This window comes from Serratia sp. PL7 (assembly GCF_945957435.1).
Genome location: NZ_CAMFLB010000017.1, coordinates 64,100 through 86,115, shown reverse-complemented (window position 1 = coordinate 86,115; position 22,016 = coordinate 64,100). Strand labels below are relative to the sequence as shown.

Here is a 22,016-nt window from a genome sequence, read left to right as displayed (position 1 = left end):
GTTATGATGCGCCATCTCAATGCGGTGCTCCCGTTGCACGGGTTTTGCACCGCGTTTGGCACCTGCCGCCCCCGTTTGGGGATGAATAACAGACATATTGTGGTGATAGATGAGCACTAGCTATCTGGCGTTTCCAAAATTTGATCCGGTGATTTTCTCTATCGGCCCGGTCTCTTTGCACTGGTATGGTTTGATGTACCTGGTTGGCTTTGTTTTTGCCATGTGGTTGGCGGTACGCCGCGCGAACAAGCCCGGTAGCGGTTGGACCAAAGACGAAGTGGAAAACATGCTGTATGCCGGTTTCCTTGGGGTCTTTATCGGTGGCCGTGTCGGTTATGTATTGTTCTACAACCTGCCGCTGTTCCTGGATAACCCGCTCTACCTGTTCAAAGTCTGGGATGGCGGTATGTCATTCCACGGCGGCCTGATTGGCGTGATCGCGGTGATGCTGTGGTTTGCCCGTCGTACCAAGCGCAACTTCTTCCAGGTCTCTGATTTTATTGCCCCACTGATCCCGTTTGGTCTTGGCGCTGGCCGCCTGGGCAACTTTATCAACGGTGAGCTGTGGGGGCGTGTCACTACCGATACACCTTGGGCGATGCTGTTCCCAAGCTCGCGTACGGAAGATATCGCCATCGCTGCCGCCAATCCTCAACTGCTGCCGCTGCTCAATGAATATGGCGTGTTGCCACGTCATCCGTCGCAGCTGTATGAAATGGTGCTGGAAGGCATCGTGCTGTTTATCATTCTGAACCTGTTCATCCGCAAACCACGTCCGATGGGGGCCGTTTCGGGCCTGTTCCTGATTGGCTATGGCACATTCCGCATTATCGTCGAAGCGTTCCGCCAGCCGGATGCCCAGCTTGGCCTGTTTGACGGGGTGATCAGCATGGGGCAAATCCTGTCCGTGCCGATGGTGCTCGCCGGTATTATTATGATGATCTGGGCGTATCGTCGTCGTCCACAGCAACAACAGTCGTGAGGAAAAATGAAACAGTATCTGGATTTGATGAACAAAGTGCTCGCCGAGGGCACCCCTAAAGCCGACCGTACCGGCACTGGCACGTTGTCGATTTTCGGCCACCAGATGCGTTTCAACCTGCAGGAAGGCTTCCCGTTGGTGACCACCAAGAAATGCCACCTGCGGTCGATCATTCATGAGCTGCTGTGGTTCCTGAACGGCGATACCAACGTGGCGTATCTGCGCGAAAACAACGTCAGTATCTGGGACGAATGGGCCGATGAAAACGGCGACCTTGGCCCGGTCTATGGCAAGCAATGGCGTGCCTGGGGGGCGGCGGATGGTCGCCAGATTGACCAGCTAAGCACCGTGTTGCAACAGCTGAAACAGGACCCGGACTCGCGCCGTATTATCGTTTCTGCCTGGAACGTGGGTGAGCTGGATAAGATGGCTCTGGCACCGTGCCATGCCTTCTTCCAGTTCTATGTGGCGGACGGCAAACTCTCTTGCCAGCTGTATCAGCGCTCGTGCGACGTGTTCCTGGGCCTGCCGTTCAACATTGCCAGCTATGCGTTGCTAGTCCATATGATGGCGCAACAGTGCGATCTGGAAGTGGGCGATTTCGTCTGGACCGGTGGTGACACCCATCTGTATAGCAACCACATGGAGCAGACGCAGCTGCAATTAACCCGCGAACCGCGTGCGTTGCCTAAGCTGGTGATCAAACGCAAGCCAGCTTCGCTGTTTGATTACCGCTTTGAAGATTTTGAGATTGAAGGCTACGATCCGCACCCGCCGATCAAGGCTCCTGTCGCTATCTGATTTGCTGAGGGTCGTATCCGGCCCTCTTTCTTAATCCCGCTGAAAGTTGGCGCGCCACATGCTGCGCCCGTGCTGCATTGCCAAAAATGCGAAGCCGTACTCAATTTCCCCCAGCTTGTTACCTGCTAACTAAAAATTCTGCGCATCATTTGCCAGCCTGAGAAAAGGTGCCTTTCATCGTGCCTCTGGCCGATTACACTCGCCGTATGAACCGATATAAAAATAGCCCCGAACACCAGCAAGGCCTGACGCTGATCGAACTGATGATCGTGATGGTTCTGGCGGGGATGCTGACCTCTTGGGGGGTTAGCCAGTGGTATCACTATCAACAGGCGCTGCGGTTGGAGCAGACTGCCCAGCAACTGCTGGCATTTTTAACGCGCTTACAGGCCGATGCCAACTGGCATAACCGCAACGCTTTATTGTGGTTTCGGCCAGGCAAAATCTGGTGCATAGGCAGCGGCCCGCAGGTGGCATCCTGTACTGCACTGGCGGACCGGGCCTTTACCCCAGAACACCTGGATGTGGAGCTACAAGGTTATACCCAAAAGGAGATGGGATTTTATGGGGTGCGCAACAATGCCCAGGCCGGGCATATTCTGCTAGGCAATCATGCTGGCCGCATACGTCTGGTGCTCTCCGCCAAAGGGCGACTGCGTCTGTGCAGCGAAGAAACCGCCATCCGGAGCCTGCCCTTATGCGAACCTTAGAACCAGGCTTTACCCTGCCGGAGGTGCTGCTGGCGATGACTTTCGGCAGCCTGATAGCATTGGCGGCAGCGAAAACCTTACCGATACTGCGTCAGCAGACGGTTGATATGGGCCGTCATTATCGGTTGGATCTGGTGTTACGCCAGCTGGCTTTCGGGATTGAAAAGGATCTGCGCCGTAGCGGGTTTTGTGCAGGGCAGTGTCAGGGGCGTTCGCTGCGGATTAGCCAAGCGGCAGGGGAAGCGCCGGGCAGCTGTGTGATCGTGGCCTACGATCTTGACCGCAATGGCAACTGGGACAGCGGTGGCGATGCCGAGTATTTTGGTTACCGCCTGCGGGCCGGTGGGCTGGAGGGGCAAAGCGGCGTGATCCAGTGCCAAGGCAGTGGCTGGGAACGTTTGCTCGATCAGGAAGAGGTCCGGATTGAGTCTTTTTCTGTCAGCCAGATTGCAGGGCGCGATGGCAAATCCTTGATGTTGTTTGCCCTAAGTGGCCGCTCAACGGTGCGGGCAAATATAGAACGCCGCCTGGAGTGGGCGGTTAGCATGGAGGCACCCTAGAGATGGATAGGCAGCAGGGGGGCAGCACATTGGCTGCGGTGATGCTGTTGCTGGTAATGGGGCTGATGCTGCTCACCGCCCAGCAGCGGCAATTGGACAGCGCGCTATTGCTGGCTGTCGATCAGCAACGTTACCTGCGGGCCTATAACCAGGCGGCTTCGGCACTAAGCTGGGGGCTGGCGCAGTCGTGGCCACGGGAGTCTCTACAGGCGAACCATTGGTCCTGTCAGCAGATAAGCGGCGAGGCGCTGCAAGCCTGCGCTCGGCTCTCTGCCCGTACCGGTTTGGTGATGGTTCGTGGGGCTGGGGATATTGCGGGATCTGAGCCCTTGTGGCTATACCAACTGGCTACACAACAAGGCGGGGCTGGCGGCCACCTGCTGAAAGCGCAAAAAGGCGGCTGGCTGGATTTTTGCCCGGAAAAGCGGGAAAGCGATTGTGCTGAATAAACGAGCTGGCTGGCGAACTCAACGGGGGTTCAGCCTGCCTGAAGTGTTGATCGCGGCATTGTTGTTCGCCGTCTCGCTGCTAGGGCTGTTACAATATCAGCAGGTGCTGTTGCAGGCTTTTCAACGGCAGTGGCAATATCGACAGGCCTGGTCGCTGGCGCACCAACAGCTGGAAATATTCAGTGCTGGAGCTGAAATAACCCATGCCATATCGCTACCGCCTAATTGGCATTACCAAGTCGAAACCCTCCAGGCGCAAGGCTCATGCCTGAAGCGCACGGTGAAAATACAAACGCCGCTGCAGCAACAGGTTGAACTCAGCCGTTGGTATTGCGGGCTGTAGCGCGGGCCTTACATGTAGTGCCCCTATGTAGTGGGCCGGTGAGGTTTGTCAGTCGTCTTGATCGATATCCCTCTCTATATTGGTCGAGGTGTTCTCGATCGGTTCCCTCTCCCTTTGGGTTAGGGTGAGGGGACGTTGAGTCAGTAGTTGGTAATGCCCTTTTACGCTTCCAAGGAGCCTCATGTTTACGGTTTATCATTCCAATCAGTTGGACTTGCTGAAAACGCTGACCAGCGCGCTGATAGCCAGAGAACCTTTGGCCGATCCGTTTCAACAGGAAGTGGTGCTGGTGCAAAGCCCCGGTATGGCGCAGTGGTTGCAGATGCAGCTGGCCGAGCAGTTTGGCATTGCCGCGAATATCGTTTTCCCGCTCCCGGCGACCTTTATCTGGGACATGTTTACCAAGGTATTGCCCGGTATTCCCAAAGAGAGCGCCTTTAGCAAAGATGCCATGACTTGGAAGCTGATGTGGCTGCTACCAGGCATGCTGACCCGGCCCGAGTTTGCTCCCCTACAGCATTACCTGACCGATGACGCCGACAAGCGCAAGATCCACCAGCTCGCCGGGCGCGTTGCCGATCTGTTTGACCAATATCTGGTTTATCGCCCGCAGTGGCTGGAGAGTTGGCAGCGTGGGGAGGTGGTCGAAGGGCTGGCAGAGGCGCAAAGCTGGCAAGCTCCTCTGTGGCATCGGTTGGTGGAATATACCCACGAGCTGGGCCAGCCCGAATGGCACCGCGCCAACTTGTATCGCCGGTTTATCAGCGCGCTGGAGAATGCCACTCAATGCCCTGCGGGGTTGCCGCCACGGGTATTTATCTGCGGGATTTCTGCCTTGCCGCCAATCTATCTGGAAGCGCTGCAGGCTTTGGGTAAACATATTGATATCCATCTGATGTTTACCAACCCTTGCCGCTATTACTGGGGTGACATTCAGGACTACGCCTTCCTGGCCCGTTTGCAGAGCCGTAAACGCCGTCACTATCACCAGGCACGCGAGCAAGGCTTGTTCCGTCAGCCAGAACAGGCCGCCCAACTATTTGATGCCGAGGGTGAGCAACAGCTGAGTAACCCGCTGTTGGCTTCCTGGGGGAAGCTGGGGCGCGATCATCTGTATTTACTGTCGCAGATGGAGGCGGTGCAGGAAGTGGATGCCTTTGTCGAGATCCCGGCAGATAGCTTGCTGCACGCTATTCAGCACGACATGCTGGAGCTGGAAGATCACGCACTGATCGGCACCACGCCAGAAACCCTGGAGCGCAGTGACAATAAGCGCCAGCTCGATCCGCAGGATCGCTCCATCAGTCTTCATGCCTGCCATAGCCCGCAGCGCGAAGTCGAGGTGCTGCACGATCGGTTGCTGGCAATGCTGGCAGAAGATCCCCACCTTACCGCGCGCGACATCATCGTGATGGTGGCGGATATCGACAGCTACACCCCGTATATTCAGGCGGTGTTTGGCAATGCGCCCGCCGGGCGCTATCTGCCGTTTGCCATTTCCGATCGTAAGGCCAGGCAGGCGCATCCCGCGCTACAAGCCTTTATTTCCTTGCTTGATCTGCCGCAAAGCCGTTTTACCTCAGAGCAGGTATTGGCGCTGTTGGACGTGCCCGCGTTAGCGGCGCGTTTCTCGATTCAGGAAGAGGGGTTAAGCCTGTTACGCCACTGGACTGGCGAATCCGGGGTACGTTGGGGGTTGGATGATGACAACGTGCGTGAGCTGGATCTGCCCGCAACCGGGCAGCATACCTGGCGGTTTGGCCTGACGCGGATGCTGCTGGGCTACGCCATGGACAGTAATGCCGGAGATTGGCAGGGCGTATTACCTTACGATGAATCGAGTGGATTAGTGGCCGAACTGGCCGGGCAACTGGCCGATCTGCTGGCACAACTCAGCCGTTGGCGGCAAATCCTCAGCGAAGAGCGGCCGTTAGCCGAATGGCTGCCGCTGTGCCGCCAACTGCTCAATAGCTTCTTTGAGACGGACAGCGAAACGGAAGAGGCGTTGGCGCTGATCGAAGAGCAGTGGCAGAAAGTGGCCAGCTTTGGCCTGGCGGCACGCTATCCCGACGCCGTGCCGTTGACGCTGCTGCGCGATGAACTGGCCGCACGGCTCGATCAGCAACGCATCAGCCAGCGTTTCCTGGCCGGCCAGATCAACTTTTGTACCCTGATGCCCATGCGTTCCATTCCGTTCAAGGTGGTCTGCCTGCTGGGCATGAACGACGGTGTCTACCCTCGCACCTTGCCGCCGCTGGGGTTTGACCTGATGGCGCAGCAGATTAAGCGGGGCGATCGCAGCCGCCGTGACGATGACCGCTACCTGTTCCTGGAGGCGATCCTCTCTGCCCAGCAGCAGCTATATATCAGCTTTATTGGCCGTTCCATTCAGGACAACAGCGAGCGCTATCCTTCCGTATTGGTCACTGAACTGTTGGAATATCTGCAGCAAAGCTATTGCTTGCCCGGCGATGAAGGGCTGGATGCGGACGGCAGCGCACGCAGGGTCGGTGAGCACTTGCTTAAACGCCATGCCCGCATGCCCTTTGCTGCGGAAAACTTCCTGCCGGGGAGTGAAGATCAAAGCTATGCGGCGGAATGGTTGGCCGCTGCCGATGGTCGTGGTGCTGCACATCCGGAATTTAATCAACCGCTGGCGGTGGAAGAGAAAACCCAGGTTTCTCTTGATGAACTACTCCGTTTTTACCGCCATCCAATCCGTGCCTTCTTCCAGCTACGTCTTGGCGTTAACTTTATTCTGGAAGAGACCGAACTGCCGGAAGACGAGCCTTTTACGCTGGATAACCTCAGCCGCTATCAGTTCAACAGCCAATTGCTGAACACGCTGATCGAGGGGGAGGACGCCGGCAAGTTATACCAACGGGTACGGGCATCGGGAGGATTACCTTACGGAGCTTTCGGTGAGATTTACTGGCAAAAGCAGCAGGAAGAAATGGCGGAGCTGGCCGAACGGGTGCGTGAACAGCGCCAGGAGAATGGCAGCCTGGAGCTGGATATCGACGTGGCGGGCATGCGTATCACCGGTTGGCTGCATCAGGTACAGCAGGATGGCTTGCTACGCTGGCGGCCAGCAACGCTTTCGGCCGTAGACGGTATCTTACTTTGGCTGGAGCACCTGGTGTATTGCTGCGTTGGTGGTAGCGGCGAAAGCCGCATGTTTGGCAGCAAGAATTCCGCCTGGCGCTTCGCTGCGCTTACGAGCGAGGAGGCCCATCAGCAGTTGGCAGAGCTAGTGGCGGGCTACCGCCGTGGCCTGTCGCAGCCGCTGATGCTGCTCAATAAAAGCGGCTGGGCCTGGTTGAGCCAATGTTATCAGGCGCAAACGCAGCAGATAGACTGGGATGAAGAAGTCCAGGTCAAGGCGCGTGCCAAGCTGCTGCAAGCCTGGCAGGGCGATCAGCGGATCCCGGGCGAGGGGGCAGATCCCTATACCCAGCGCGTTTTCCGCCAAATGGATAATGTTCGCCTTGAACAAATCCTGAAAGAAACAGAGCGTTACCTGCTGCCCGTGGCCCGCAATAACCTGGGGTAACACCCCCTCGGTGATACAGGTCGCAGTGAGATGATAAAAATTTTACGCTTTTATACTCAACCATTGAGGTTAAGTCTGGTCTTACATAACGTATAGGCATATACGTTGTAGACGTGGCGTACGTTACGCCCCCAACGATGTGGGCTATAGTGAGTTGAGTGTTTAAAACCGTAATGCTTTGAGTTAGAAATTGAATTTCATTGGGCATCGCTTCCGGTTGTGTCATTTTGCACCATGCTGTCACCGTCAGGGAGTTGGCGTGACAGCCAGAGAACAGGGGTTTATTTTGGATATGCGCAGACTGTTGACCCGCATTACCGGGTTGATGTTATTGGTTATGTTTTGGGCGCCGTTAAGTTGGGCCGCACAAGGCTGGCAACCGCTGGCGGAAAAGATCAACAAAAGCGATCACGATCCGCGTGAATATCAGGCTATCAAGCTGGATAACGGCATGACCGTACTGCTGGTGTCTGACGCGCTGGCACCAAAGTCACTGGCTGCCCTGGCGCTGCCGGTAGGCTCGCTGGAAGATCCCAACAGCCAACTTGGCCTGGCTCACTACCTGGAACATATGGTACTGATGGGCTCCAAGCGCTATCCAGAACCCGAGAACCTCTCCGAGTTTTTGAAAAAGCACGGTGGTAGCCACAATGCCAGCACCGCGTCTTATCGCACCGCATACTATCTGGAAGTGGAAAACGACGCTTTAGAACCCGCTGTCGACCGCATGGCCGATGCCATTGCCGAACCTATTCTCGATCCCGGCAACGCGGACCGTGAACGCAACGCGGTGAATGCCGAGTTAACGATGGCGCGCTCCCGTGACGGTATGCGCATGGCGCAGGTTGGGGCAGAAACCCTCAATCCGGCTCACCCTAGCGCACGTTTTTCTGGCGGCAACCTCGAGACTTTGCAGGACAAGCCAGGCAGCAAGCTGCATGAAGAACTCGTTGGTTTTTATCAGCGTTACTATTCTGCCAACCTGATGAAGGGCGTGCTGTATAGCAACCAATCCCTGCCTGAACTGAGAGCGCTGGCGGTTAAAACCTTCGGCCGCATTCCTAATCATGATGCGAAAGTGCCACCGATCACCGTTCCGGCGGTTACCTCGGAGCAGCAGGGCATCATTATTCATTATGTACCGGCGCAGCCGCGCAAGCAGCTGAAGGTCGAATTCCGTATCGATAACAACAGCGCCGAGTTCCGCAGCAAAACCGATACCTATATCAGCTACCTGATTGGCAATCGCAGCACCAATACGCTTTCCGACTGGCTACAGAAGCAGGGGCTGGCAGATGCCATCAATGCGGGTGCCGACCCGATGGTCGATCGCAACGGCGGCGTATTCTCAATCAGCGTTTCCTTGACCGACAAGGGGCTGGCAGAGCGTGACAAGGTGGTGGCAGCGATCTTCAGCTATCTGAAAATGCTGCAGGGCGAAGGGATCAAACAAAGTTATTTTGACGAGATCGCCCATGTGCTGAATCTGGATTTCCGCTACCCGTCGATTACCCGCGACATGAATTATATCGAATGGCTGGTGGACACCATGCTGCGCGTACCGGTAGAGAATACGCTGGATGCGCCGTACCTGGCCGATCGCTACGATCCTAAAGCCATTGCTGAACGCCTGAGCCAGATGACGCCACAAAATGCGCGTATCTGGTTTGTCAGCCCGAATGAGCCGCACAACAAAACGGCATACTTTGTTGATGCACCTTATCAGGTTGAGAAAATCAGCGCGGAACGCTTCGCGAAATGGCAGCAGTTGGGTAAAGATATCGCGCTTTCTCTGCCGGGGTTGAACCCTTATATTCCGGATGAGTTTACCCTGAACAAGCCCTCACATGAGTTTACCAAACCGGAAATGGTGGTGAACCAGCCAGGGCTGCGGGTGCTGTATATGCCAAGCCGCTATTTTGCCGATGAACCCAAGGCCGATGTGACGGTAGCTTTGCGTAACGCCAAAACCATGGATTCGGCGCGTAATCAGGTGCTGTTCTCGTTGATGGATTATCTGGCGGGGATCTCGCTCGATGAGTTGAGCTATCAGGCTTCGGTGGGCGGGATTAGCTTCTCTACCGCGCCCAATAATGGCCTGATGTTTAGCGCCAATGGTTTCACCCAACGCTTGCCACAGCTGTTGACCTCATTGATTGAAGGCTACTCCAGCTTTACCCCAACGCAAGAGCAGTTGGAACAGGCGAAATCCTGGTATCTGGAACAGTTGGATTCCGCCGAGAAGGGCAAAGCCTTTGAGCTGGCGATCCAGCCAGTACAGATGCTGTCCCGCGTGCCTTACTCCGAGCGCAGTGAACGCCGTGAAGTGCTGAAAACCATAACGTTGCAAGACGTGCTGGCTTACCGCGACAGCCTGATGGCCGGGGCCACGCCGGAGTTGCTGGTAGTGGGTAATATGAGCAAGCAACAGGTGGACACGCTGGCCTCTTCACTGAAGCACAGCCTGGGTTGTACCGGTGTGGAATGGTGGCACGGCGAAAACGTCGTGATTGATAAAAACCAGTTTGCCAATCTGCAACGTCCTGGCAGCAGCACCGATTCTGCGCTGGCGGCAGTGTATGTCCCAACGGGGTATGACGAAGTGACCAGCATGGCGTATAGCTCATTGCTGGGGCAGATCATCCAACCTTGGTTCTACAGCCAATTGCGTACCCAAGAGCAGCTCGGCTATGCGGTGTTTTCCTTTGCGATGCCGGTTGGCCGCCAGTGGGGCATCGGTTTCCTGCTGCAAAGCAACAGTAAGCAGCCAGCCTATCTCTATCAGCGCTACCAAGACTTCTATCCGAAGACGGAAAAGCGCCTGCGTGAGTTGAGCGATGCCGATTTTGCCCAATACAAACAGGCCATGATCAATGAGCTGCAACAGCGTCCACAGACCTTGGGTGAAGAAGCGGGCCGTTTCAGTAGCGATTTCGATCGCGGTAATTTCGCCTTCGATACCCGTGAAAAGCTGATCGCCCAGGTGCAGACTTTAACGCCTGCCAAACTGGCAGATTACTTCCATCAGGCGGTGATTAAGCCACAGGGTCTGGCACTGTTGTCTCAGGTGAGTGGCAGCAGCCAGCAGAAAGCCGACTTTGCTGCGCCGGGTGAGGCTTGGGTAACCTATCCTAACGCCTCGTCACTGCAAAAAACGCTGCCTCGTAAAGTGGCGACACCATGACGAAAGGCGTTCCTCAGCGGCTTGATCCACTGACGTTGCCGCTGTTTGGTGAACGGCTGATCGAAGCCTCGGCAGGGACAGGGAAGACCTTCACTATCGGCGCTTTGTATCTGCGCTTGCTGCTTGGCTTAGGCCAGGCAGCGGCGTTTCCACGGCCGCTCACGGTAGAAGAGATCCTGGTGGTTACCTTTACCGAAGCGGCGACAGAGGAACTCCGGGGCCGCATTCGCAGCAATATCCACGCATTACGCATTGCCTGCGTACGTGGGCATAGCTCCGACCCGCTGTTTGCCGCGCTGATGGCGGAGATTGGCGATCTGCCAGAGGCCGCAGCGCAATTGCTGGCTGCCGAGCGCCAGATGGACGAAGCGGCGATCTACACTATCCACGGTTTTTGTCAGCGAATGCTCACTCACAACGCATTCGAGTCGGGCATTCTGTTTGAACAAACGCTGGTGCAGGACGAACTGCCGTTGCGCCGTCAGGCCTGCGCCGATTTTTGGCGGCGTCACTGCTACCCATTGCCACTGGGCGTTGCCCGGGCGGTTAGTCAGGAGTGGAGCGGCCCAGAGGCCTTGTTGAGCGATCTCTCAGGCTATCTGCATGGCGAAGCTCCCACTCTGCGTCAGCCCCCTAAAGATGAAGAAACGGTGCTGATGCGCCATGAACAGATAGTTGCGCGGATCGATGCCCTCAAGGCGCAATGGCAGGCATCGGCGGCCGATCTGGAAGCGCTTATCAGTCAGTCTGGCGTCGACAAACGCAGCTACAGCAGCAAACATTTACCCAACTGGCTGAATAAGGTCGGGGAATGGGCGGGCCAGGAAACCGAAGATTACCAGTTACCTAAAGAGTTGGAGAAGTTCCGCCAATCGGTGCTGCTGGAGAAAACCAAAAAAGGTGAAGCCCCGAGGCATCCGCTGTTTGTGGCGGTTGATGAGCTATTTGCCGAACCCTTGACCCTGCGTGACCTGATCATGGCACGGGCGCTGAGTGAAATACGCCTTTCTATTCAACAGGAAAAACGCCAGCGTGCCGAACTGGGTTTTGACGATCTGCTCAGTAGGCTGGATGCGGCACTGCAAAGCGCCGGTGGTGAACAATTGGCGTTGGCGATCCGTCAGCGTTATCCGGTGGCGATGATCGATGAGTTTCAGGATACCGACCCACAGCAGTACCGGATCTTCCAGAAACTGTATGTTGGCCGGGAAGAGTGTGGTCTGCTGCTGATTGGGGATCCAAAACAAGCGATTTACGCCTTCCGTGGGGCAGACATTTTTACCTATATGAAGGCTCGCTCGGAGGTAAGTGCCCACTACACCTTAGAGACCAACTGGCGCTCATTACCGGCTATGGTTGGCAGCGTTAACCGCCTGTTTGCTCAGGTGGAAAAGCCGTTCCTGTTTGGCCAAATCCCGTTTATCGAGGTGGCTGCCGCAGCGAAGAATCAGGAACTGGTCTTCGAGTGGCAGAATAAACCGCAACCGGCCATGCAATTCTGGTTGCAACCCGGGGATGGGGCCGGAGTAAGTGATTACCAACAATTAATGGCGCGCTTGTGCGCAGCCCAGATCCGCGATTGGCTGAGTGCCGGGCAGGCCGGAGAAGCCTGGCTGGTCAAAGGAGAGCAACGCCGTCACGTTCAGGCATCGGATATAACCATTCTGGTGCGTAGCCGCGCCGAAGCGGCGTTGGTGCGTGACGCACTCAGCGCGCTGGCCATCCCCTCGGTTTATCTTTCCAACCGTGACAGCGTGTTTGATACGCCGGAAGCCAAAGATTTACTGTGGCTGCTACAGGCGGTGCTGGCTCCCGAACAGGAGCGAACCCTGCGTTGCGCTTTGGCCACCGGGCTATTGGGGTTGGATGCCTTGACGCTGGATGGGCTAAACCATAACGAGTCCGCTTGGGATGATTTGGTCAACGAGTTTGATGAATACCGTAGCCACTGGCTTCGCCGTGGCGTGTTACCGATGCTGCGTGAGGTGATGGCCAAGCGGCATCTGGCTGAAAACCTGCTGGCCAGCCCAGGTGGCGAGCGCCGTTTGACCGATGTCATGCACCTGGGGGAGCTGTTGCAGGAAGCCACGGCGCAGTTGGATGGTGAACATGCGCTGGTACGTTGGTTGGCGCAGCAGATCGCTCAGCCGAATCGCCAGTCGGATAATCAGCAACTGCGGCTGGAAAGCGACCGTCATCTGGTGCAGGTGATCACTATCCACAAGTCGAAAGGGTTAGAGTTCGATCTGGTGTGGCTGCCTTTTGTGGGGAATTTCCGTCAACAGCAGCAGGTGCTATACCACGATCGCCAGACCTTTAAAGCCCTGCTGGATCTTAATGCCAACGAAGAAAGCGTGGCCTGGGCGGAAGAGGAGCGTTTGGCGGAGGATTTGCGCCTGCTGTATGTGGCGCTGACACGTTCGGTGTATCACTGCAGCATCGGTATTGCGCCGTTGTTCCTCGGTACGCGCAAGAAACAGGGCGATACGGATTTGCACCGCAGCGCGCTGGGATATCTGGTGCAGGCTGGGCAGGCGGGCGATGCGGCCTATCTGCAAACCTGCCTGCAGCAGTTGGCAACCCAAGGCATTGCGCTGTCGCTGGTGGATGCGCCAGGTGAACAGGGCTGGCAGCCGCAGACGGCAACCGCCGCAGAACTGGCGGCCAGGCAGTTCCCACGCAGGATGCAGGACTTCTGGCGGGTAACCAGCTATACCGGCTTGCAACAGCATGGCTCAAGCCGGATGCAGGAGCTGTTGCCGCGCCTGGACGTTGATGCCGTTGGTGAGGGCGATACGGTTACACCCCCCGCATTTACTCCCCATACTTTCCCGCGCGGTGCGGCCCCTGGAACTTTCCTCCACAGCCTGTTTGAGGAGCTGGATTTTACCCAACCGCTAGATGAGCAGTGGCTGCTGGAGCAGTTGCAACACCAAGGGCTGGAGGAGCATTGGTTGCCGGTATTATCCGGCTGGATGCACGTGCTGCTGAATGCGCCACTTAATAGCAGCGGCGTCGCGCTATCCGCCTTACCGTCGGGAGCCAGGCAGGCAGAATTACAGTTCTATCTGCCGATCGCTGGCCTGCTGCAAGCGCAGCAACTGGATGAGTTGGTAAAACGCTACGATCCCCTTTCTGCTGGCTGCCCGGCGCTGGATTTCCAACAGGTTCAGGGCATGCTGAAAGGCTTTATCGATCTGGTATTCTGCTGGCAGGGTAAATACTACCTGCTGGATTACAAATCCAACTGGCTGGGCGAAGACAGCAGCGCCTATACCCAAGAGGCGATGGCGCGGGCGATGGCGGAACACCGTTACGATTTGCAATACCAACTCTATACCTTGGCGCTGCACCGCTATCTGGGGCATCGCCTGGCGGATTACGATTACCAGCGCCATTTTGGCGGGGTGATTTATCTGTTTTTACGCGGGGTAGATGCCGAGCATGAGGGCAACGGTATTTTTGCCTGTCGTCCGGAGTATGCTCTGGTTGAAGGAATGGATCGCCTGTTTAGCGGTGAAACGGCCAACGTTGAGGATGGGCAATGATTGAGATTTTGCATCAGGCGTTGGCTCTGGGCGCCTTGCGACCGCTGGACGTGCAATTTGCCCAGGTGGTTGCCAACGATGATGAACCGGATATCCTGCTGGCCGCCGCCTGCCTGAGCTCGGAGGCCGGTGCGGGCCACGTTTGTCTGTTGCTCGAACAGCTATTGCCGGAAAATCTGTTTGATGGCCGCCAGCCTGAGTTGGCCCTGGCTGCCTGGCAGGCCTGCGGGCAACCGGACGTGGCGAGTTGGCAACAGCGTCTGGCGAGATCGCCTGCGGTTAGCGATGGCAGTACGGCAACGCCGATGGTCCAGCAACAGCAGCGGCTGTATCTGCAGCGCATGTGGCAGAGCGAAGGTGACGTCGCCACTTTTATCAGTAGCGACAGTGTGCCAGAGGAACTTGAAGAGGCGCAGCTACGCACCATTCTCGATCGGTTATTTGGCGTGGCTACGGACGAACCCGACTGGCAAAAAATTGCCGCAGCGGTAGCCGCCACGCGCCGCATCGCGATTATTTCCGGCGGCCCCGGCACCGGCAAAACGACCACCGTTGCCAAGCTGCTGGCGGCACTGGTGCAGTTGGCGGACGGGGAGCGTCTGCGCATTCAACTTGCTGCGCCTACCGGTAAAGCAGCGGCTCGTCTAACCGAATCCCTGGGAAGCGCTAGCCGTCAGTTGGATCTAACCCCGGAGCAACGAGCTCTGTTCCCTACGGAAGCGGCGACGTTACACCGCTTGCTGGGGGCCCAGCCAAACAGTCAGCGCATGCGTTATCACCGGGGGAACCCGCTGCATCTGGATGTGCTGGTAGTGGATGAAGCTTCGATGGTGGATTTGCCCATGATGGCAAGGTTGATTGCTGCCTTGCCCCCCAAGGCGCGAGTCATCTTCCTGGGCGATCGCGATCAACTGGCCTCGGTGGAGGCTGGAGCCGTGCTGGGAGATATCTGCCGGTTTGCCGAGCAGGGATATAGCGAAGCCCGTGCGGCACAGTTGGCGCGTCTGACCGGTTGCCCCGTGCAAGGGCAGCCAGCGGAGGCCGAGGCAGCGGTGCGCGATAGCCTGTGCCTACTGCGCAAGAGTTACCGGTTTGATGCCAAATCCGGCATTGGCCAGTTGGCTTTGGCGGTGAATGCTGGCGATAGCAAGCGTGCCCTGGCAGCGTTGAACGGCAGCTATGCCGACGTAGCGGGTTACCCGCTGGCAGAAACCGAAGATTATCAACGGCTACTGGATAGCTGCGTTGCCGGTTATCGCGACTATTTGCGGCTGGTGGCAGAAGGGGCGGGGGCCGTGACGATCCTGGATGCCTTTGGCCGCTTCCAGTTGCTTTGCGCACTGCGCGAAGGGCCATTTGGCGTTGCCGGGCTGAATGAGCGTATCGAAAGCGGGCTGCAGCGTGCCGGTTTGATTCGACGTAATCCTGGCCCCGCCGGGCGTTGGTATTTAGGGCGGCCGGTGATGATTGGCCGCAATGATAGCGCGCTGGGGTTGTTTAACGGCGATATTGGCATTGCCTTACCCGGTGAGGGCGGCGATCTGCGCGTGCATTTCCAATTACCGGACGGCAGCATTAAATCGGTACAGCCTAGCCGCTTACCGGCGCATGAAACCGCCTATGCGATGACGGTACATAAATCACAGGGGTCGGAGTTCGACCATACGGCACTAGTGTTGCCGAATCATTTTCTGCCGGTGCTGACCCGCGAACTGGTTTATACCGCCATTACACGTGCACGCCAGCGGCTTTCGCTGTATGCGGTAGACAAGGTGTTGGTAAGCGCTATCCGCACCCCCACGCAGCGCCGCAGTGGGTTGGCCGAACGCTTGCAGATCGGGAAGTAACAACGAGGGGGCGCAGCACGCTGCGCCCGTCATGATAACAATGGGTTAGCCAGGGTAAGTCAAAGATCGGCCAACAGGATCTTCGAGCGGCGCTGGTAGTTATATAAAGCCTGTTTCTGCATCGGCAGCACGTCGACTTCGGCCGGAGTGAAGCCGCGTTCCTGGAACCAGTGGATACTGCGCGTGGTTAACACAAACAGCTTCTGTAGCCCCATCTGGCGCGCCTGGCTTTCTACCCGCTGCAGCAGCATCTCGCCCCGCGACGAGCTGCGGTAATCCGGATGTACCGCCACGCAGGCCATCTCACCAATCTTCTCTTCCGGGAACGGGTAGAGCGCCGCGCAGGCGATGGTCAGGTTATCGCGTTCGATAATCGTGAACTTGTCGATTTCCATTTCCAACTGCTCGCGCGAACGGCGGACTAAAATCCCTTGCTGCTCCAATGGGCGGATCAGCTCAAGTATCCCACCGATATCATTGATGGTCGCCCGGCGTACCTGTTCGGCACTCTCCATGACGATTTGGGTACCAATACCGTCGCGTGAAAACAGCTCCTGTACCAGTGCACCATCCTCCTGGTAGCTGATCAGGTGGCTGCGGCGTACTCCGCTGCGGCAGGCCTTTACCGCGCCGCGCAGGAAGCGCACGGTGCCGGAATGGTAGTCACCTGCCTCTTCCAACTGCTCGATACGCTTTTGTGCATCGTTGGGGAACAGTTCGGAAAGGATATTGCCTTCCGCATCGGTCACCCCTTGTGATGAACAGAAACCGATCATTTTCTCGGCCTTCAGCTTGATTGCCAACTGGGTGGCGACTTCTTCCGAGGTCAGGTTAAAGCTTTCACCGGTCACCGATACCGCCACCGGGCCAATCAGCACGATAGCCTTACTGTCTAGTTGGCGATGAATGGCTTCTTCATCAATACGGCGGATACGGCCGCTGTGGCAATAATCGACGCCGTCATCCACGCCCAGCGGTTGAGCGATAATAAAGTTGCCGCTCACTACGTTGATGTGCGCCCCTTGCAATGGGGTGTTATTCAGGCTCATGGAAAGCCGTGCGGTAATATCCAGCTGTAACAAGCCAGCGGCCTGTTTGACCAACTCTAGCGTATGGGCGTCGGTCACCCGGGTATGCTTATGGTAAATCGGCTCGTAGTTATGCTGCGCCAGATTGTTGTCAATCTGCGGCCGCGCACCGTAGACCACCACCAGACGAATGCCCAGGCTATGTAACAGCCCGATATCGTTGACGATACTGGAAAAGTTTTCATGTTCAATAGCTTCGCCACCCAGCATGACGACAAAGGTCTTGCCACGGTGAGTATTGATATAGGGAACTGAGTGACGGAATCCTTGCACCAGCTCTGTACTACGTTCCTTCACGGCAAGACCTCATTTGCATATTTATACGGTATTTTTGTATTTTTATTCTTTTATTGCGCCAAAGGCAAGTAGGAAATGAGCACGATTTTTCTGACAAATGCGCTAACTGATTAATAAATTGAAAGATCATAAAAAGATTTTCTGATGACAGCAGTGAATGGATTGGGTAAAGTTTTTGCCATTGTTTTTTTTTGCTGTTTTTTTAATCGTTATTTTTACCGGAGCCGCATGCCTAACTCTAATCACAATCCGGGCCGCCGTCGTTTGTTGCAGGGGGTTGCCGCAACCTGGTTGCTGAGTGTGAGTCGCGTTGGTTTCGCCGCTGCTTCTCATGTGATTGCCGTCCGTGTCTGGCCTTCCTCGACCTATACCCGAGTCACGCTGGAATCTAATGTTCCACTGAAATACAAACAGTTTGCCCTGACCAATCCAGAGCGCATCGTGGTGGATGTGGAAGGGGTACAGCTAAATAGCGTGCTCAAAGGTATCGCCGGGCAGGTGCGCAAAGAAGATCCTTATCTGAAACAGGCGCGGGTCGGCCAGTTTGACAAGAATACCGTCAGGCTGGTGCTGGAACTCAAGCAAAGCGTCAGCCCAAATATGTTTACCCTGACACCCGTCTCCGAATACCGCAACCGCCTGGTGATGGATCTTTATCCTACCAAGGGGGGCAGCGGTGAAGAGTATGATCCGCTGTTGGCGTTACTGGAAGATTACAACAAGGGCGATCTGGAGCGGACGTTACCGGCAGAAGCACCTCAGGCCGGTAAGGCTGGGCGCGATCGGCCGATTGTGATTATGCTGGATCCTGGACACGGTGGTGAAGATCCGGGGGCTATTGGCAAAAACAAAACCCGTGAAAAAGACATCGTGCTGCAGATTGCCCGTCGCCTCAGTGCGTTGATCAAACGCGAACCCAACATGAAAGTGTTTATGACGCGCAATGAAGACGTGTTTATCCCATTAAAGGTGCGCGTAGCCAAAGCTCGTAAGCAGCGGGCCGATCTGTTTGTTTCGATCCATGCCGATGCCTTCAGCAACCGTGCGGCCCGCGGTTCCTCGGTGTTTGCGCTTTCGACCAAAGGGGCAACCAGCAATGCCGCCAAGTTTCTGGCGCAAACCCAGAACGCCGCAGACGACATTGGTGGAGTCAGCAAGAGTGGCGATCGCTACCTGGATCACACCATGTTCGATCTATTGCAGACCGCTACCGTCAATGACAGTTTGAAGTTCGGTAAGGAAGTGCTGCACCGGATGGGTAAAATTAACCGTCTGCACAAGAATCGTGTCGATCAGGCTGGCTTTGCCGTATTGAAGGCCCCGGATATTCCGTCGATCCTGGTGGAAACGGCATTTATCAGCAATCTGGAAGAAGAACGCAAGCTGCGCACCAGCCATTTTCAGCAGCAGGTGGCGCAATCTATTCTGGCTGGGATCAAAGCCTATTTCGCCAACGGTGGCGCATTGGCACGGCGTTAAACCAGGCGTAGCCCAAGGAGGGGCAGCGTGGTTGATTAGCAAGGCAGGGGAAATTCAGATACAAAAAAACACCCGTTAAGGTGCTTGTCTGATGTTATCAAGATTGGTTGCGGGGGCCAGATTTGAACTGACGACCTTCGGGTTATGAGCCCGACGAGCTACCGGGCTGCTCCACCCCGCGTCCGTCTTGATACTGATATTATCGAACCAACCCTTCATAGGATACTGCTATTGCCGTATCGGTTGGTTGCGGGGGCCGGATTTGAACCGACGACCTTCGGGTTATGAGCCCGACGAGCTACCAGGCTGCTCCACCCCGCGTCCGTATAATACCTTTTCTTTCATCGAATCCAACCTGTTTTTGATACCGTTATCACAGTATCGGTTGGTTGCGGAGGCCGGATTTGAACCGACGACCTTCGGGTTATGAGCCCGACGAGCTACCAGGCTGCTCCACCCCGCGTCCGATGGAAGCGCACTATACTCTCCAGGCATTTTGTTGCAAACCCTTTTTGCATATAATTCATCGAAAGCCATTTTTATGCTGAATTAGTCCACAATTTGCGTTTTTTTTCATCATAATCATCTGGCTGGGAATTTTTAGCGGTAGCGATTCCTTTATCTATAGCCGTTTGTTATCGTTCAGCCAGTTTACCCGTATCCATTGGGTATGGAACATATCAGTCTGAGAGAGTGTGCAATGAAAGGACGTTGGGGCAAATACCTGCTCGGTGGGGTAGTGATTGCGGTACTGGCCGGTTGTTCGTCAAAACCGACCGACCGGGGGCAGCAGTATAAAGATGGTCATCTGGATCAGTCGCTGGAGTTGGTGGATCGCCCCAATGCCAGAGGCGCCCCGATCAACGGCCAGGATTACTCCAATCAGCTGATGGAGATTAAATACGCTTCGCCGTCGCTGTTTAACCGCAATAACTCCACCTATCAGGCGGTGCAAAACTGGATGGCGGCGGGGGCGGATACGCGCCAACTGAACCAGTTCGGCCTCAGCGCCTATCAGATGGAAGGCGTCGATAGCTATGGCAACGTCCAGTTAACCGGTTATTACACCCCAGTGCTGCAGGCGCGTTATACCCAACAGGGCGAATTCCGCTACCCGCTGTACAGCATGCCAGCCAAAGGCAAGCGTCGCCTGCCGGATCGTGCCGGTATCTATTCAGGGGCGCTGGACAGCCGTTACATCATTGCTTACACCAACTCCCTGATGGATAACTTCATGATGGAAGTGCAGGGCAGCGGCTATGTCGATTTCGGCAACGGTCAGCCATTGGTGTTCTTTGGCTATAGCGGCAAGAATGGCCACGCCTACCGCAGTATAGGCAAGGTGCTGATCGATCGCGGTGAAGTGGCCAAGGCCGATATGTCGATGCAGGCCATTCGCCAGTGGGCGGATAACCATAGCGAAGCCGAAGTGCGCGAACTGCTGGAGCAAAACCCGTCGTTCGTGTTCTTCCATCCGGTGCCTTTCGCTCCGGTGAAAGGGGCCAGCGCGGTGCCGCTGATTGCCAAAGCCTCCGTGGCTTCCGATCGCTCCCTAATCCCTGCCGGTACTACGCTGCTGACAGAAGTCCCATTACTGGACAACAAGGGCAAGTTCACGGGAAAATATGAAATGCGCCTGATGGTTGCCCTCGACGTGGGTGGTGCCATCAAGGGTCAGCACTTTGACATGTACCAGGGGATTGGACCAGAAGCCGGTCACTCGGCAGGGTTCTATAATCACTATGGCCGGGTCTGGGTATTGAAAGGCGGCAACGCTGGGGCACAGCTGTTTAGCGCCAATCAACCATTGACCGCCTCGAGTGGTTCCCAGTTGGTGATTCGCTGAGAAAGACGGTATATAGCTTGACGCGCAGGGCCGGATCTTCCGGCCCTGACTATTTGCAACCAAGGTAAGTAAAGCGAAATGAGTACAGCCTATTCAGAGGCCTATCTACAGCGTTTTGGCGGCACGGCGCGCCTGTACGGCCAGCCGGCATTGGCCCTGTTTGCCCAGGCACACGTTTGTGTGATCGGCATTGGCGGTGTCGGTTCATGGGCGGCAGAAGCGCTGGCACGAACCGGCATTGGTGCGATCACGCTGATCGACATGGATGACGTATGCGTCACCAACACCAACCGGCAGATCCATGCTTTGCGCCAGCACGTTGGCCAGTCGAAAACCGAAGTGATGGCGGAACGGATCCTGGCGATCAACCCGGAATGCCGGGTGACCTGCGTGGATGATTTTATTACCCCGGACAACGTCGCCGAGCTGTTGAACCATAATTTCAGCTATGTGATTGATGCTATTGACAGCGTGCGACCCAAAGCGGCGTTGTTAGCCTATTGCCGCCGCTTCAAGATCCCGGTGGTGACTACCGGCGGTGCCGGTGGGCAGATCGATCCTACGCAGATCGCCGTGGCCGATCTGGCCAAAACCATCCAGGATCCGCTGGCAGCCAAGCTGCGTGAAAGGTTGAAGAACGATTTTAACGTAGTGAAAAACAGCAAAGGCAAGCTGGGGATCGACTGCGTCTTCTCCACTGAGCCGCTGGTGTATCCGCAGCCGGATGGTTCAGTATGTGCCTCACGCAGTACCGCAGAGGGGCCGAAGAGAATGGATTGCAGCGCGGGTTTTGGCGCAGCGACCATGGTCACCGCGACCTTTGGTTTTATTGCCGTCTCCCACGCGTTGAAGAAGATGGTGGCAAAGGCGGCACGTCAGGCATAGCCGGCAGCGATGGCGTGAATCCTGGCTGCCAATGCAGCCAGGCCGCTAGCTCGGGTGGCGCTGAGCTGGGCACGCAGCGCCAAGCTATCAAACAAGGCCAGGGGATCGGTAGCTAATACCTGCTGCGGCGTTTTACCTTCGACTGTGGTTAGCAGGATCGCCAGCAAGCCACGCACAATGCGTCCTTCGCTGTCGCCATAAAAATGCAGTGTTCCATCAGCCAACAACTGGTGCCCCAACCAGACCCGGTTCTCGCAACCGCTCAGTTCCATCTCCGTTTGCCGCAGGTCGTCCGCCAGCGATGGTAAGCGTTTCGCCAGCATGATCAGTTGGCGGTAACGGTCTTCCCACTGTTTTAGCGCGCTGAAGGTTGCTATCAGCGTCTCGGCGGTGATTTCACGGCCAAAAGGGTGAGGGGCAAGCATCGGTTCTCCGTTTTGCATC

Annotated in this window: 15 protein-coding genes and 3 tRNA genes; 13 read left to right on the top strand and 5 right to left on the bottom strand. The window is 56.3% G+C overall.

The annotated features are described in order from the left end of the window. Positions 1-109: 109 nt before the first annotated feature. From lgt to recD, 10 genes are all read left to right on the top strand, one after another. Positions 110-982, top strand: coding sequence for a prolipoprotein diacylglyceryl transferase (lgt, locus tag N6G83_RS38690; protein WP_024529473.1), 873 nt, complete (start codon positions 110-112; stop codon positions 980-982). Between the two features lie 6 nt (positions 983-988). Next, complete coding sequence (thyA, locus tag N6G83_RS38685; RefSeq protein ID WP_024484282.1) at positions 989-1,783, top strand: thymidylate synthase; 795 nt, start codon at positions 989-991, stop codon at positions 1,781-1,783. Between the two features lie 206 nt (positions 1,784-1,989). Next, complete coding sequence (locus tag N6G83_RS38680) at positions 1,990-2,493, top strand: prepilin peptidase-dependent protein (RefSeq protein WP_211134377.1); 504 nt, start codon at positions 1,990-1,992, stop codon at positions 2,491-2,493. Next, positions 2,481-3,053 (top strand): prepilin peptidase-dependent protein, encoded by a 573-nt coding sequence (locus N6G83_RS38675; RefSeq protein WP_211134357.1) that lies wholly within the window; start codon positions 2,481-2,483, stop codon positions 3,051-3,053. The genes N6G83_RS38680 and N6G83_RS38675 overlap by 13 nt, the downstream gene beginning before the upstream one ends. A gap of 2 nt (positions 3,054-3,055) precedes the next feature. Beyond that, positions 3,056-3,502, top strand: coding sequence for a YgdB family protein (locus tag N6G83_RS38670; protein WP_211134358.1), 447 nt, complete (start codon positions 3,056-3,058; stop codon positions 3,500-3,502). Continuing rightward, a complete protein-coding gene (locus N6G83_RS38665) occupies positions 3,489-3,845 on the top strand; it encodes a prepilin-type N-terminal cleavage/methylation domain-containing protein (RefSeq protein ID WP_211134378.1) in 357 nt (118 codons plus the stop codon). The genes N6G83_RS38670 and N6G83_RS38665 overlap by 14 nt, the downstream gene beginning before the upstream one ends. 181 nt (positions 3,846-4,026) lie before the next feature. Continuing rightward, positions 4,027-7,398: an exodeoxyribonuclease V subunit gamma gene (gene recC, locus N6G83_RS38660; protein ID WP_211134359.1), complete on the top strand. Its 3,372-nt coding sequence runs from the start codon at positions 4,027-4,029 to the stop codon at positions 7,396-7,398. A 292-nt stretch (positions 7,399-7,690) separates the two neighbouring features. Then, complete coding sequence (ptrA, locus tag N6G83_RS38655; RefSeq protein ID WP_211134379.1) at positions 7,691-10,582, top strand: pitrilysin; 2,892 nt, start codon at positions 7,691-7,693, stop codon at positions 10,580-10,582. Then, positions 10,579-14,130, top strand: a complete 3,552-nt coding sequence (recB, locus tag N6G83_RS38650) for an exodeoxyribonuclease V subunit beta (protein ID WP_211134360.1) — start codon at positions 10,579-10,581, stop codon at positions 14,128-14,130. Before ptrA ends, recB begins: the two co-directional genes overlap by 4 nt. After that, positions 14,127-15,977, top strand: coding sequence for an exodeoxyribonuclease V subunit alpha (gene recD, locus N6G83_RS38645; protein ID WP_024529480.1), 1,851 nt, complete (start codon positions 14,127-14,129; stop codon positions 15,975-15,977). The genes recB and recD overlap by 4 nt, the downstream gene beginning before the upstream one ends. A gap of 59 nt (positions 15,978-16,036) precedes the next feature. Here recD and argA read toward each other — a convergent pair whose 3' ends face one another. Further along, positions 16,037-17,362 carry an amino-acid N-acetyltransferase gene (gene argA / locus N6G83_RS38640; RefSeq protein WP_024529481.1) on the bottom strand — a complete coding sequence of 442 codons (1,326 nt, stop codon included), beginning with the start codon at positions 17,360-17,362 and terminating at the stop codon, positions 16,037-16,039. A gap of 228 nt (positions 17,363-17,590) precedes the next feature. On the opposite strand from argA, the gene amiC reads away from it, so the two are divergent. Continuing rightward, positions 17,591-18,841 carry an N-acetylmuramoyl-L-alanine amidase AmiC gene (gene amiC, locus N6G83_RS38635; protein ID WP_024529482.1) on the top strand — a complete coding sequence of 417 codons (1,251 nt, stop codon included), beginning with the start codon at positions 17,591-17,593 and terminating at the stop codon, positions 18,839-18,841. A gap of 104 nt (positions 18,842-18,945) precedes the next feature. On the opposite strand, the gene N6G83_RS38630 is transcribed toward amiC, so the two are convergent. The 3 genes from N6G83_RS38630 to N6G83_RS38620 form a co-directional block, all read right to left on the bottom strand. Next, positions 18,946-19,022, bottom strand: a tRNA-Met gene (locus N6G83_RS38630). A gap of 63 nt (positions 19,023-19,085) precedes the next feature. Next, positions 19,086-19,162: transfer RNA gene (locus N6G83_RS38625), tRNA-Met, on the bottom strand. 65 nt (positions 19,163-19,227) lie between these two features. Continuing rightward, positions 19,228-19,304: transfer RNA gene (locus tag N6G83_RS38620), tRNA-Met, on the bottom strand. A 237-nt stretch (positions 19,305-19,541) separates the two neighbouring features. Between N6G83_RS38620 and mltA the strand changes: the two genes are divergently transcribed. Continuing rightward, a complete protein-coding gene (mltA, locus tag N6G83_RS38615) occupies positions 19,542-20,687 on the top strand; it encodes a murein transglycosylase A (RefSeq protein ID WP_211134361.1) in 1,146 nt (381 codons plus the stop codon). Positions 20,688-20,765: 78 nt separating this feature from the next. Then, the gene (gene tcdA / locus N6G83_RS38610; protein ID WP_024529484.1) at positions 20,766-21,572 is read left to right on the top strand and encodes a tRNA cyclic N6-threonylcarbamoyladenosine(37) synthase TcdA; all 807 of its coding nucleotides are present in this window, start codon (positions 20,766-20,768) and stop codon (positions 21,570-21,572) included. Here tcdA and csdE read toward each other — a convergent pair. Beyond that, positions 21,563-21,997 (bottom strand): cysteine desulfurase sulfur acceptor subunit CsdE, encoded by a 435-nt coding sequence (csdE, locus tag N6G83_RS38605; RefSeq protein ID WP_211134380.1) that lies wholly within the window; start codon positions 21,995-21,997, stop codon positions 21,563-21,565. The genes tcdA and csdE overlap by 10 nt on opposite strands. Between the last annotated feature and the right edge of the window lie 19 nt (positions 21,998-22,016).

What these genes read in the sequence shown, in the direction of transcription:
- N6G83_RS38675 (WP_211134357.1), top strand. Translation starts at nt 2,481, where the DNA reads ATGCGAACCTTAGAACCAGGCTTTACCCTGCCGGAGGTGCTGCTGGCG.
- thyA (WP_024484282.1), top strand. Translation starts at nt 989, where the DNA reads ATGAAACAGTATCTGGATTTGATGAACAAAGTGCTCGCCGAGGGCACC.
- lgt (WP_024529473.1), top strand. Translation starts at nt 110, where the DNA reads ATGAGCACTAGCTATCTGGCGTTTCCAAAATTTGATCCGGTGATTTTC.
- recD (WP_024529480.1), top strand. Translation starts at nt 14,127, where the DNA reads ATGATTGAGATTTTGCATCAGGCGTTGGCTCTGGGCGCCTTGCGACCG.
- tcdA (WP_024529484.1), top strand. Translation starts at nt 20,766, where the DNA reads ATGAGTACAGCCTATTCAGAGGCCTATCTACAGCGTTTTGGCGGCACG.
- csdE (WP_211134380.1), bottom strand. Translation starts at nt 21,997, where the DNA reads ATGCTTGCCCCTCACCCTTTTGGCCGTGAAATCACCGCCGAGACGCTG.
- recC (WP_211134359.1), top strand. Translation starts at nt 4,027, where the DNA reads ATGTTTACGGTTTATCATTCCAATCAGTTGGACTTGCTGAAAACGCTG.
- amiC (WP_024529482.1), top strand. Translation starts at nt 17,591, where the DNA reads ATGCCTAACTCTAATCACAATCCGGGCCGCCGTCGTTTGTTGCAGGGG.
- recB (WP_211134360.1), top strand. Translation starts at nt 10,579, where the DNA reads ATGACGAAAGGCGTTCCTCAGCGGCTTGATCCACTGACGTTGCCGCTG.
- N6G83_RS38670 (WP_211134358.1), top strand. Translation starts at nt 3,056, where the DNA reads ATGGATAGGCAGCAGGGGGGCAGCACATTGGCTGCGGTGATGCTGTTG.
- N6G83_RS38680 (WP_211134377.1), top strand. Translation starts at nt 1,990, where the DNA reads ATGAACCGATATAAAAATAGCCCCGAACACCAGCAAGGCCTGACGCTG.
- mltA (WP_211134361.1), top strand. Translation starts at nt 19,542, where the DNA reads ATGAAAGGACGTTGGGGCAAATACCTGCTCGGTGGGGTAGTGATTGCG.
- ptrA (WP_211134379.1), top strand. Translation starts at nt 7,691, where the DNA reads ATGCGCAGACTGTTGACCCGCATTACCGGGTTGATGTTATTGGTTATG.